Origin of the sequence: Sphingobacterium sp. (assembly GCF_039596235.1) — a bacterium.
Classification (GTDB): Bacteria; Bacteroidota; Bacteroidia; order Sphingobacteriales; family Sphingobacteriaceae; genus Sphingobacterium.
Map to the genome: position 1 here is coordinate 423,376 of NZ_JBCNKE010000004.1, position 14,319 is coordinate 437,694.

General features: G+C 40.5%; 8 protein-coding genes. 1 reads left to right on the forward strand and 7 read right to left on the reverse strand.

All coding sequences use genetic code 11. The features are described 5' to 3' along the window. Position 1: 1 nt before the first annotated feature. Together ABDW32_RS11595 and ABDW32_RS11600 are read right to left on the reverse strand one after the other, a co-directional pair. Positions 2–3,370: a DUF5107 domain-containing protein gene (locus tag ABDW32_RS11595; protein WP_343562523.1), complete on the reverse strand. Its 3,369-nt coding sequence runs from the start codon at positions 3,368–3,370 to the stop codon at positions 2–4. A gap of 69 nt (positions 3,371–3,439) precedes the next feature. Further along, positions 3,440–4,828, reverse strand: a complete 1,389-nt coding sequence (locus tag ABDW32_RS11600; RefSeq protein ID WP_343562525.1) for a sugar porter family MFS transporter — start codon at positions 4,826–4,828, stop codon at positions 3,440–3,442. Positions 4,829–4,954: 126 nt separating this feature from the next. Here ABDW32_RS11600 and ABDW32_RS11605 point away from each other — a divergent pair, with 126 nt between their 5' ends. Further along, positions 4,955–5,848, forward strand: a complete 894-nt coding sequence (locus ABDW32_RS11605; protein ID WP_343562526.1) for an AraC family transcriptional regulator — start codon at positions 4,955–4,957, stop codon at positions 5,846–5,848. A gap of 230 nt (positions 5,849–6,078) precedes the next feature. Here the strand turns inward: ABDW32_RS11605 and ABDW32_RS11610 are convergent, their stop codons facing one another. The 5 genes from ABDW32_RS11610 to nuoL form a co-directional block, all read right to left on the reverse strand. Beyond that, positions 6,079–6,861, reverse strand: coding sequence for an enoyl-CoA hydratase-related protein (locus ABDW32_RS11610; RefSeq protein WP_343562528.1), 783 nt, complete (start codon positions 6,859–6,861; stop codon positions 6,079–6,081). Between the two features lie 4 nt (positions 6,862–6,865). After that, positions 6,866–9,358: a DUF5686 family protein gene (locus ABDW32_RS11615; protein ID WP_343562530.1), complete on the reverse strand. Its 2,493-nt coding sequence runs from the start codon at positions 9,356–9,358 to the stop codon at positions 6,866–6,868. A 174-nt stretch (positions 9,359–9,532) separates the two neighbouring features. Continuing rightward, positions 9,533–10,909: an NADH-quinone oxidoreductase subunit N gene (locus ABDW32_RS11620; RefSeq protein ID WP_343562532.1), complete on the reverse strand. Its 1,377-nt coding sequence runs from the start codon at positions 10,907–10,909 to the stop codon at positions 9,533–9,535. Positions 10,910–10,927: 18 nt separating this feature from the next. Then, positions 10,928–12,370, reverse strand: a complete 1,443-nt coding sequence (locus tag ABDW32_RS11625; protein ID WP_343562534.1) for an NADH-quinone oxidoreductase subunit M — start codon at positions 12,368–12,370, stop codon at positions 10,928–10,930. Positions 12,371–12,385: 15 nt separating this feature from the next. Further along, entirely contained in the window at positions 12,386–14,308 is a 1,923-nt protein-coding gene (gene nuoL / locus ABDW32_RS11630) for an NADH-quinone oxidoreductase subunit L (RefSeq protein ID WP_343562536.1), read from the reverse strand. Positions 14,309–14,319 lie beyond the last annotated feature (11 nt).

Here is a 14,319-nt window from a genome sequence, read left to right on the forward strand (position 1 = left end):
TTTAATTATTTAGGGTGACCTCCGCTATAAAAGAGCGCAGTATTGATAAACATCCCTGGTGATTGGGTTCTAATTGTTTCACCTGTGTAAGATAATGCTTAGCCAGATCCAAATCTCCTTTACCTAAGTAACCTAAACCTATTACATATAGGCAATGAATCTTATTTTTATGATCGAGATCATCTTCCCAAATATCCATATCTGGCAATGAAACTGCAAAATAATCAATTTTAAAAGGCTTGTCCAGATAGGTTTTACCATGATCAATTAGGCTTTGGAAACATTGTTCAGCTTTTTCTTCCTGTTTGAGTTCAAGCCAGGCCAACCCTTGAAAAAAGATCTTGTCTGGTTGTGGATCATTATAAAAAAGAGCCTGCTGAGGTTCCTGAGCCCCCAGGGTAGCTTTGATGAAGTAGGCTGTTGCTTCCTCCTCATTTTCCAATGAACGGTGTGCGACACCTTTGTAGTAATAAATATCGTTCTCCTCCATTGTAATCAGTTTACCCTCACCGAGATTATGTGGATAGCTATCAATAGCTGTTAACAGGCCCCAGGCACTCTTTGGATCGTTGGCTTTTAATCTTTCTTTTGCCAGTTCCAGATGACAGATTGTATATTGACGGGACACTTTCCCTTCTCCACCTTCCCATGGTTTAAACTGTCGGGAAGCCAATAATTGCCGAGCCTCTTCGTATCGGCCCAGAAGATTGAAAAGTGTAATGCGTTCCAAGAAAAGATCATCTCGGCTAACAACAAGATCTGCATAGCGGTCCAATAACGCCAATCTTTCCGCATAGTTGTACCCTTGTTTCTTATAGAGTTGGTGCAGTTCCATCAACAATCGTGCATCTGTTTCATCCAATGCAAATGCCTTTTCCAGCAAAGCGACAGCCTCCACCTTTCGGTTCATTCGGTTATAATAGGCTAAAGCCAGATTCCGGAAAACTGTAGGAAACTGTTGATCCAGTTGTATAGCTTGCTCCCAGCATTCTACTGCATCTTGATGTTGTCTTTTACCGTACCAAAGATTCCCCAGATAGTAATATGCCTTTGCATCGTCATTATTGTACAGGATTGCGTCTTGAAGTATAATGATCTCTTCCAAGCGATTGGGAAAGCAATAAGTCGGATCCATGATACGAGCTTTGTCATAATAGGCTTTTGCTTGACCATTTTGTCCGATACAGGTGTTAAAATGGCCGAGCGCATAATAGATCATTGGATATACCGTCTGCGGATTATCGATTGTTTTTTCCAATAATTGGATGGCTTCTTCATACAGACCCGCTTGAGCAAAATCCAACGCATATTCGACCACACTCTGTACATTCACTTTACATAAATCTAGAACAGGTGATAATATCGTCTCGTCTTTGGTCAGCAAGTACCATTCAAATTGACAGCCCATATTAAATGGATCTATCTCCAAAGAATCTTTTATGTAATTCAATGCTTCCTCTTTACGTCCAAGTTTTCTTAAAATTGAAGCCTTTAATTGCCGCGCTTTATGATGCTTCCAATTTCGGTTTATTGAACGTTCTATTTTTTCCAGAGCAACATCCCACTGTCCACGCTTTGAATCGATCTGTGCAAGACCAAAATAACCGGCATCCTGCCAAGCGGCATTCCAGGTTGCCTTGTAAAAAGCAGCATAGGCAACTTCCAGTTCACCGGATAATTGTAAAGCTAAACCTAGATTATAATAGGCTTCGCCATCGTAAGGATTTGGATTACGTTCGGTCAGTCGGGCAATTGCGGTACGGAAGTAAGGGATGGATTCGGCTATCTTTCCATTTCTCAATAAAAAAGCCCCCATTGCATTGTTACATCGTACATCATGCGGATCCCGTCGCAATGCTTCAAGATAGTAATCCACAGGGTTATAGGTTGCGTGCCGATATTGTTCAAGATGCTGTCCTGTCAAAAACAATTCCTCGATGGACTGAACTTCCTCTGGTGTTGAGGCGGCTTGTGCCGGTTCCGGGATATCCGTAATATCTTTTTGTTTTTCCATTTGATAATGCAGCATCTCGTTTTGATCACTATCGTAAACCGATAGAATTAAATCCAATGGATCACCCTGCAAATCGGAAACAGTTTGTTTATAAATATCCCGGGGGGAACAATTGATCTTTTCTTCCAGATATATTCGCCCTTGCTTATCTTTCAGAACAATATTAAGTCCTTCATATGCAGCTGTAGCGTATAGAATAATGTCTGCAAGCTGCTGATGGACCTCCATATTGAGGACAAGATCTTTCGTTGCATTCTTCACATGCCCCACAGCCGCATAAGGCATAAAATATTGTGACCATGATTTCACCTCATAAGGCTGTAACCAAGCAAAATCGGGCTGATTGTCGGTGTAAACACCGGCCATTAATTCGATATAAGGACCATTTTCGTCGGTCAGATTCCGGTCCCAAGCTAAACCAAAATCACCGTTCCCCCATGTCCATTGTTTCTTTCCCGGAGAAATGTGGTGGTCCGCAACGTGCAACATACCCGCATTGGTGTCTCCTGCTTCGTAACCACCCACAAAATTGTACTTTGATTGAATAGCCATATAGGATGTCGGAACAGGAATATTCTTGTATTGGGCTATATCAACGCCAGCTGAATAATCGTATTTATAATAGGTTCCTGTCGCAATCGGGAATGTTGAGACTTCCCTTTTTCCATGATCAAACACAGCGTTTACGTCGGGTGGAAAAACAGAATAATAATCATCATTGACGACAACAGCTGGATTAGCCCACCAAAGAAAGGTCTGTGGTAAAGCTGTGCGGTTGTAGACCTGCACTTTTATTTCAATAAAGGCTTTGTCGGGATAAAGTGTAAATCCCTGCATGGCCTTCATCCGAAACATCCGTTCGATTTCATTGCACCATACGGTCACACTATCATCTGCATTATGCTCAACTAAATATTCTGTCGGCATAAAAGTAGTCGGCCGGTGATGTTGAGGCCAGTTAAATTCGATCCCGCCAGAAATCCAAGGGCCAGTAAGTCCTACCAAAGCGGGCTTTATAACCTCATTATAATAAACAAAATGCCGTTCCCTGACTTTATCATAGGCCATGTGGATCCTTCCCCCGAGTTCAGGCAGAATCATCACTTTGATATATTCATTTTCAATAAATAGCGCCTGATAGATCTTATCCTGTTTCTCATCACTAATTTTTTCAATAATGGGATAAGGATATACCACACCGGAGCTACCTTGATATACACGTTTTTCAGCAAAAATCGGATTTTTTTCCATCGTACCAACCTCATAAGTCGGTATCGCCACAGGTTCCTCCCAAACTTTTACGATGCCGCGCTGATCGACTGTAGATTTAATCAGGTAACGTGTCAATTCTGTCATGTTCTAAAGAGCTATTAGGTTATATACTGTAAGTTGATTTAATTATAAAAATGGATTCCTATATGCAAATCAGGGTATTGTGGTTTCATCAGACCATTCCTGTTCAATTTCCTCCAGACTTTTGCCTTTGGTCTCTTTCAATTGCCACCACAAGAAGACATAGCCAATCAAGCAGACAATTCCGTACAACCAGAATGTGCCTGCCGCTCCCAAGCTTTGATTCAACATCGGAAAGGTATAGGTAAGGACGAAACATGCTATCCATAATAATGAGGTAGCTATAGCCATAGCTTGAGCCCGAACCGCTGTAGGAAAAATTTCAGCAATGATAACCCAGGTCACCGGCGCCAATGTCATTGCATAAACCGCAATTCCAGCTAATACCAGAAGAAGTACAAAGATTCCGCTACAATTGAAATAGTAGCAAGCACCTAAAGCCGCATAAATACCAAAAAGTCCCGCAGAACCAAACAACATTAATGCGCGACGCCCGACCCTATCGACCATATACATTCCTACGAAAGTAAATATGACATTTATAACGCCTGTTATAATAATATTGAAGAGCATTCCCGAAACTGTGTATCCCGCGGCTGTAAAGATTTCTTGTGCATAGTTAAAGATCACGTTGATGCCGCACCATTGCTGAAACACTGCGATAAAACTTCCCAGCAGCAACAACTGCAATAATTTTCCCTTAAATAGCTTCCTTTTCTTTGGTGTATCTTGGTTTTGTTTGGCATCATCAATGGCAGCCATGTTTTCCTTAGCATAATAATCACCGCCCATCCGCAAAAAGATACGTCTGGCCGCTTCATGTTTTCCCTTGTTGTATAACCATCTCGGACTTTCCGGAATCAGGAAAAGTAGCAATAAAAAAATAACTGCCGGAATCGCACCTGCCCAAAACATCCATCGCCATCCCTGCTGTCCATTCCAGGTTGTAGCTATAATCTCGTCAGGCAATACTGGTTTTGCAATCAGCCAATTGACAATTTGCGCTGCTAGTATACCCAATACAATCGTCAGTTGGTTAATCGAAACAAATTTTCCACGGCTCTCTGCAGGTGCTATCTCGGCAATATACATCGGAGCTAAATTGGAAGCTACACCTATACCTATTCCTCCGAGCACCCGATAGATAATAAATATGTTAAGGTCAGCAGCCATGCCTGTCCCTACCGCGGAAATAATAAATAGAATTGCAGCGGTATAAATCAATGGCTTTCGTCCATAACGATCTGCCAAGCCTCCCGAAAGTAATACGCCGATAAAGCTTCCGACAATCGCTGACGACATCGCCCAGCCTTGAAGCGCTGGATCAGATTCCAAATGAAAATATGCCTCATAGAAAGGTTTCGCCCCTCCAATGACAACCCAATCGTAGCCAAAAAGAAACCCACCAATAGCGGCCACAAAAGTGATTAACAGCAAATACGTCGTCGCAGTCTTTTGCATAAGAATTTACATATTTAGATTTATTGACGTAAAATTACAGGAATACTGTATGAGAATCATGTAAGTGAGCACGATAAACATGTAAAATATTATTATTTTTACAGCATACACCAAATTTCCTAACTTATGATTCCAGATACGGATGTAATTGCAGAAGGATTCAAAGGCGAGAAGGCTATTGTGCTTCCTTATTCCGTGTGCAACTATCAAGCACAGAATAATATCACTTCAAAATTGCACATCACACATATCGGCTACTATCCGACAGCAAAAAAGCATTATCGCGATCGACAGGAAGGCTGTACAGAATATATTTTGATCTATTGTGAGAAAGGCCGTGGCTGGATCAAACAGGACGAAATGCTATATAATCTCTCTCGGAACGATCTTTATATCATTCCAAAAAATACAACACACTCCTACGGATCCAAGGCCAATGATCCCTGGAGTATTTATTGGATTCATTTTCAGGGTACTGAGGCTTCCCTGTTTGAAAACATAATGGGGCAGATCATTCATATCAATGATACAGACTCAAATAAACATACTGATCGTTTTCAGCTGTTTGAAAGTATCTACCAAAATCTAGAAATGGGTTATAGCCCAGAAAATTTAGAATACACGAGTTTCTGCCTTCAATATTTTTTGGCATCTATCAAATATTCAGCGCAATACGAGGAGAACAATCGAATTAAACATGATAATATCATTCAGGATATCATTATGTTTATGAAGGACAATCTGGAGAGCAACATTAGTTTAGATGAAATTTCAGCGCATTTTAATTATTCAAAATCGCATTTGATTAACCTTTTCAAGCAGAAAACATCCTATCCGCCCATGGTATACTACAATCAATTACGCATGCAGAGAGCTTGTTCGTATTTACAATTCACGTTTCTGAAAATTAAAGAGATCGCTTTCAAATTGAACTTTTATGATCCATTTCATTTTTCCAAAGCTTTTACCAAGGAGATGAAGATGTCCCCTCAAGATTACCGGAAAAAGTATCAGAAATAGATTGAAAAAATTTGACAAGCCTTCCTGTTAGCGTTGATCCTTTCACGAAAAAAACAACTTTCTTTGAAACCATATTTCATATGCAATAGCCATAACAATTTCTGATAGTACCCCATTTAGAAAGAGGCTATTTCAGAAAGGTTCTGAAAGTTTATCCCCTTCAGTGAAAGAAGATCAACCTACAATTTATAGCGTTGCTACGTCGCGTTACCCCACAGGTGGGGCTACTTTTAAAGGGGAAATTTAGGCGTTCTTTTTTCGAGAAAAGCGGAAACCCCTTCTTTGAAGTCATCTGTTCCAAACAAATGACCAAATGCATCCATCTCCACCTTACTACCATCTCGCTTTTTATCTCCGGCGGCATTGATAGCATCTATGGCATTGGCAACCGCAACACGTGACCGTGTAAATATTTTTTGAAGGATTTCTTCTGCTCTAGTGATTAGCTTTTCCTGCGGGACCACTTCGTTAACCATGCCCATTTCGTAAGCTTTTTGCGCATCAATCATATCGCCGGTCAGGATCATCTGCATCGCTCGTCCCTTTCCTATTAACGCTGACAGACGCTGTGTACCTCCGTAACCCGGTATTAATCCCAGTGAAACTTCCGGAAGTCCCATTTTTGCATTCTCAGAAGCGATACGCATATGACAGGCCAATGCCATTTCAAGGCCTCCTCCTAAAGCATAACCATTGATCGCAGCTATAACAGGTTTTGGAGCTGCCTCGATAAGATCTGTAAATATGATATGACCGCGCTCGCTCAACCAACGCGCCTGAACGACAGATAGGTCGGTAAACTCCTTGATATCTGCACCGGCGACAAAAGCTTTGTGTCCAGCTCCTGTCAAAATTATACCGCGCACATGATTATCAGCATTAAAGTGCTTGAAAATTTCCTGTAATTCATCAAGTGTCTCCTGATTCAGGGCATTCATTTGAGGCTCGCGAGCGATTATGATATAGCCTATGCTATCTTTAACCTCATATTTTAAGTTCGAATATTGGATCATAAAGCTAAAAATTAAAATGTATGGATGCCGTGAAGGTATCCGAAGGAACCCCTTCTCCCCCTCTGTAGCTTAGTCTCTTTTTATACTCTAATCTAAGCAATTTAAAAATATTATCCACGCCCACCAAACCTTCAACGTAGGGTCTATCACGGACCGCTTTTGTTTGAATGATACCATTTTTATCCGCTTCAAATTTAATATTTTCAGGGGTAACAAATGGATTATTCACATCGCTTAATTTTCCATAGAAAGCTTTGAAGCCTGTCACCTCACGCCATTTCAGTTTTCTAAATAAAGGGATTCTATTGAAGAAAAATCCGTTCCAATTGTGATAATAGGTCAATTTTAAAAACTGATCCGATGCAAATTCCGAAGTAGCCATCAAATCAAAATTTACCAAAGGTCCAGATTTATCTCTCGTGACTTCGGGAAGTTCCAATAAAGTGTAAGGCAAATGTTTTCCCCAGATCCTTCCACCTGAAAACTGAAGATCAGCCTGACCGGCCGGAGATAAAAATAATCTTTTGAACACACTAAATCGCAAAGCATCATAACTATAATCAGCTCCCCAAAAACCTTTCAGCCCCTTGTTATATTGAAGAGTAAAAATTGGATATTTGTTTTCCACCGTCCCACGATCCAGATTATGATAAGTGAAATCTTCATTTGGAGCCCAGCGCAAAATAACTTGTAGATCGTTGGTATTTACACGACGGATCGTATCCGCACTTGGTAAACTATTGACATAAAACAAATCGCCTTTCGGTTGTCTTCGCGTGTGTGTAAATGCCGTTCCAATACTAACGTGGTTTCCAAATTCAATCAGATGATCAAGGCGATAGATATCATTGAATTGCCATTTATTTGGTCTGTTCTTTCCAAAGGACCTGAAAAATCCGTCCCCTTTCAGGAAACCTAAATTGCGCCCTGGCTCCATCACATCATGCTGTACCGTAAAGCGCAGGTAGTTCGCAGGAAATTGGACAATACGTTCACCATTTAACGTAAATGCTGTACTCAGATAATATTTTATTTCTTTGTCTTTGTCGCCATAAGCGGTATAGCCTTCTATAAATGCTTTCTCGGAAAATAAACGCGTTGTCCGACCACTCAATCGAATACGATTACCCTCATAGTTATTTCGGCTATAGAGATACTCTAGGGGTCCAAACTCCACCTTCCCGGCATTATAATATCCTTTGGCCAATAGATAACCTAATGCGACCAACTGATTGAAAGAGCGCATGTTTTGAACGGAGTCAACTTTCTGATAGGCACCTAATTCTGCCTTGCTTAATGGTGTGGGTCTGACCTGAACCATTGGAACCTTCGCAGCAGACTGCAACAGGTATCTCTTTTCAACAGGGACACCAACAAAATTGTCATTTGAGATTGAATCTGTCCGATGCCCTAAATATTTCGTTTCCCTACGCCCATATAAAACGTCGGTTTTACTGCCACCGAACAGCATTTTTAAGTCGGCATGCACTGGCAGCATGCTACCATTTTTAAATTCGCTGTAGCTCAGGTCAATCTGTACATCGTTGATCCAGTTGATATTTGCAGCCTTTCCAATATTTAGGGTTGCCTGATGAACAGCATAACGCGTATCATCAGAGATGAAAAGTACACCATAGAACAATAAATCAATCTTGGATTTGCCTTCAAAGTGGAGTTTGATATAATCTTTTCCCGCTATTTGAACAGTATCCTGTATTCGATATCTGTAAAAAGCAGTTGCGCCTGTGGCTATCGGACTCAATATACCCTTATTGGCAACTTGTATGGTATTTTCATAGAGATCCACATCACGAAGTATCGTTTGGAAGCGCGTCTGCCAATTATCATTATTAAAAAAACGTGGGTTTAGTTCGGTTTGATTGTGGCTGGTAATAATCTTTTTGCTTCGATTAGGATCATATGAAGAATAAACATTCGCAAAATTTTCCTCCAGATAGAATGGCGCAATCGTGAGTCCCCTAAATACTGTCGAATCTATATTTTCGAAAAGGAATCGAAACGGCTTGGGAAACTTCTTCGCTTTATCTGCTGGATTCACAAAACCAAACTGCGTCTTCTCATATTCGTCAAAACGAATCTCTGGAATACGACTGTAATGATTTTGCGGACGATGGGCGATAACTTGTTCTATCAGTGCGATCGCAGGATCTTTGGGCTTCCTATTTTTTCGATTGATAACGACGATATCCAAAGTATTATCTTTTGCAGTCAAACGTACGGTCATCAACGAATCGCGTCCACGGCGTACATCAACTGTTCTTCGTTCATAAGCTACAGCCCCAAATACCAATTGCTTGTATTGCTTCTTATCCAGAATTTTAAAGTACCCCAGCGTATCACTAACACCACCGCCATCTTCCCCAACCCACTCGATGGAAACGCGACTAATTCCTCTCCCCGTCTGTGCATCGACAACCTTTCCACGGATAAATTCCTGCGCAATCACTTTTCCCCCGAACAGCAGGAATAGTAACACACTAAAAAAGCTTATTGAAAAAGATTTAACACACACTTTAAACACCATCTTCAAACTGATAGGATTTCTTTTTTACAATATACAATTTGTATTCAAGAGTTATGTCAATAAATATAAAAAAAGCATAACGAAATCGCTATGCTTTAATAAACAACAAGTATTTTAACAGAAACTTTATATTAACTTTAATAGACAGTCCGGATACACCCCAATAAGGATAGTCAATCCAACAGCAAGCAAAAGGACGAATGAGTAATTCCATTGCACGTTTACACAGGATTCTTCGCTGTCTCTAAAATACATTGCAACCACCACTTTTAAATAATAATAGACTGCAATAGCGGCATTGATGACTGCTAAAATCAATAATACGATATGATAGCTTTCCATGACCGAGGAGAACATCATAAATTTACCGATGAATCCAGCTGTCAATGGAATACCTGCCAGAGAAAGCATAGCTACTGTAATTGCAAATGCCAACATGGGATTTCGTTTTCCCAATCCATTAAATGCTTCAAAATGTTCAGACCCTGTCGTCTTCTTTACGAGGATCAATCCCGTAAATGCAACAATAGTCGCAAGTGAATAGGCTAGTCCGTAGGCGAAAATACTATTTGCCGAAGAAGCGCCAACAGCTATAATCGCAAACAGCATATAACCTGCGTGAGAAATACTGGAATAAGCCAGCATACGTTTGAAAGAAGATTGCATTAAAGCCGAAATATTTCCGATAAACAATGTAATAATCGCGATCATCAAGAATACCGGCTCCCAAAAATCTTGTAAAGGAAGTAGGCTATAACTGAATAATCGTAATAAACCAGCAAAAGAAGCCACTTTCACCACCGTACTCATATAACTTGTAATCAGGATAGGTGCCCCATCATACACATCTGGTGTCCAAAAATGAAATGGTGCCGCCCCAACTTTAAAGGTCAGCCCAACAATAAGCAATAGGATACCTCCATAGAATAAAGGTGAAATTGCATGCGGATTATTCACAACATAGGCTTTTATTTCATCCAGATCAAATGACCCTGTAGCTCCATATAATAACGCGATTCCAAATAACAAAAATCCGGTAGAAAATGCACCCATCAAAAAGTATTTCAGCGCCGCTTCATTTGACGCTTTATCCCGCTTACGGATACCTACCAAGATATAAAGCGCTACGGACATAATTTCTATGCCTAAAAAGAGCATGGAGAAATTGTGATAACTATTTACCAATACAGCTCCACTCAAAGAAAATATCAACAATGAATAATACTCTGCAACCTGTCCCCCTTCATCAAAATACCCTTTTGAAATAATAAATATGCACAAAGTAACGACGATGCATAAGACTGAAAATGCAATCGCATAATGATCAAAATGAACCATCCCGCTGAAAAGAGGCCCCTTGTCTGCTGTCCAATCGTTCAATAGACAACCGATCGCTACCAAGAATCCAAGGATGGAAACTGGCAAAAGCAAGGCTTTCGCTTTGAACAAGCCGAGATAAAGAACAACTAATGCTAATATTGAAAGTGTAATTATAGCTCCCATACAAATTGAAATATCTATTTATCTGCCTAAAAATGTACTTAAAACTTCCACCGAACCCGCAGAAAGATTCAATAGGAAATTCGGGAATATACCGATATAAAGAATCAAAACGGAAATCAAACCCAATACAACGAGTTCTCCTCCTTTTACATCTTCAAACTGCATCGTCCTATCCGTTGCCTCCCCCAACATTGTCTGCTGATAAAGGCGAAGCGTATATACAGCACCTAATATCAACGTTAGTCCTGCGAAAACCGCAAACCAGAATCCATATTGAAATACACCCTTCAGTAAAAGAAACTCACCAATAAAACCGTTGGTTAGGGGCAGTCCCACTGCACCCATACAGATAATCATAAAAAAGACCGCTAGTTTTGGAGCTTTGCTCGCAATTCCCCCAAGTTCTGAAAGACGACGTGTTTGCGTACGTTGCTGCACAATATCCAACACATAAAAAAGTCCAATGACCGAAATACCGTGATTTAACATTTGTAACGTTGCACCACTTAGACCATTTGCATTCCAAGTAAAGACCCCCGCACTGATCAATCCTACGTGTGCAATGGAAGAGTAAGCGACCAACCGTTTGGTATCGTCCTGCTTAATCGCTATAATAGAAGCATAAACAATCCCGATAACACATAAGATCAGCGCGAATTGTCCATACAATGCCACCCCTGTAGGAACAACGGGCAATAACCAACGCATTAAACCATATACCCCCATTTTCAACATAATACCCGCCAATAACATGGTTCCCGCCGCCGGTGCATTTGTATATGTATTCGGCTGCCAAGTGTGAAACGGAAAGATGGGAATCTTAATCGCAAAGGCAATAAAAAATGCCCAGAATAACCAACGTTGTGTGTTTTCCCCCAGCTCCAAAGCGATAAAAGAAGTCCATTCAAAATCGTGATTTGGCACCTGTTGATAGAGATAAAGAATTCCGATTAACATCAAAAGACTTCCCAAAAAAGTATAAATGAAGAACTTTAAATTAACCCGAATACGGTCACCTTCGCCCCAGAGTGCACAGATAAAATAAATCGGAATCAAAGCGATTTCCCAACCCACATAGAACGTAAAAGCATCCAACGCCATAAATACAAGCAATAGTCCAGCTTGCATAAAAGCCATTAGTGCATAAAAATTCCCCTTATAGTCTTTAGAGAAGGTTGTCGCAATAATGAAAGGCATTAACCCATTGGTCAACAGTATCAGCGGCAAGCTGATCCCGTCTACTCCAAGGTGAAAATGAATATGCAAGGCCGAAATCCATTCCCAATTTTGTTCAAATTGCATTCCGCCATTTGAATCAAATTGACAAAGGAACGGGATAGTCAATGCGAGCGATACTATTGATAAAATCAATGCGATTGACTTGGCCACATTAGTCTTTAATAAAGCTAAAATCAATGCGCTGATTAAGGGCAATAAAATAAGTAAAAAAAGGTTATCCATCGATTATACTAAATATTAAAGACTCAAAAATCCATAAACGAAAATAGCAATCACTCCAATTACCATCATCAATAAATAAAACCCAACATTTCCATTTTGAAGCAAGCGGAGTACTTTTCCTGTATCGAATGTTGCTTTACCAGCTCCGTTAACAATACCATCAATACCACGCTGATCCACAACCTGACCAAAGAAAGTTGATAGCCAGTTGATCGGACGTACAACGACCGAATCATAAAGTTCATCCACATAAAATTTATGGTAGGAGAGATTTGCCAGAAAGCCGCGTGGAGTTTCATCGCCAGCAGGTATCTGCTGACGCTTCACATAAACATTGTAGGCAAGTCCAACCATAATGAATACCCCCACTACTGAAACAGCCATTAACATATATTCGGTGCTATGCTCCAAATGATGTGCAGCGGGAATCAATGCTTTCCCCTCAGCAAAAACCGGTGCAAGAAAATTTTCCAACCAATGGTTTCCACCTAGTGCTGCGGGCAAATTGATCACTCCACCGGCAACCGAAAGCACAGCTAATATCATTAGAGGGATTGTCATACTTTTGGGTGATTCATGTAAGTGATGTTTTTGTTCCTCGGTGCCTCTAAATGAGCCAGAGAATGTCATGAATAACATTCTGAACATATAGAATGCCGTCATTAAAGCGCCCAAAAATCCGAGCCCCCATAAGAGCGGATTTGCAGCAAATGCATTGGCCAATATTTCATCTTTAGAGAAAAATCCCGAAAATGGAGGGATACCCGCAATTGCTATCGTTCCAATGAGCATGGTGATATAAGTAATGGGCATTACTTTCTTTAATCCACCCATTTTTCGCATATCTTGCTCATCACTCATTCCGTGAATAACCGATCCTGCACCAAGAAATAATAAGGCTTTAAAGAATGCATGAGTCAATACATGGAAAAAAGCACCGGTAAATGCCCCCACGCCTAAACCGAGAAACATATAACCCAATTGCGAAACTGTAGAATAAGCTAGTACTTTCTTAATATCATTTTGTGTTATTGCGATTGCAGCGGCCAACAAGGCAGTACAGATCGCGATAATGGAAATCAGCTGCAACGTAATCGGTGACAGTACAAATAATACATTGGATCGCGCGATCATATAGATACCTGCTGTCACCATAGTCGCCGCGTGTATCAAAGCGGATACGGGTGTAGGACCAGCCATGGCATCCGGCAGCCAAGTGAATAAAGGAATTTGTGCCGATTTACCTGTTGCTGCAATAAATAACAATATAGTGATGCTCACAACAGCGATGTCACCAACAGCAAAATTCTTTGCCCCCGCAAATACCGTAGAAAACTCAAGTGATCCGAAAGTTCCTAGGATCAAAAATACCGCTAACAAGAATCCTAAATCACCAATCCTATTCATCACAAACGCCTTTTTCGCAGCATTGGCATAAGACGTGTTTTTATACCAAAATCCGATGAGCAGGTAAGAACAGAGACCTACACCTTCCCAACCAATAAACATGACGAGGTAATTAGAGCCTAAAACCAGGAGCAGCATAAAAAAGATAAATAGATTCAAGTAGGCGAAAAACTTACCGAATCCATTATCATGATGCATATACCCAATAGAATAAATATGGATCAAGAAACCGATACCAGTGACTATTAGTAACATAATTGCACTTAATGGGTCCACCAAAAAGGACAGACCTATTTTGAGATGTCCCACTGAGATCCAGTCAAATAGATGTTGCTCGATAATTCCTGTTTGTCCTGCCTGTCTTGATTGGTATACTTCAGAAAAAAGGAGGCAACTGCAGACGAAAGAAATAAGAACCACGGCACTGCCCAAAGCACCGATCATACTCTTGGAAAATGCATTTCTGCCTAATCCATTCACTATAAACCCGATTAAGGGCAAAAGGGGAATCAACCAAATTAATTCACTCATCGTATTTATTT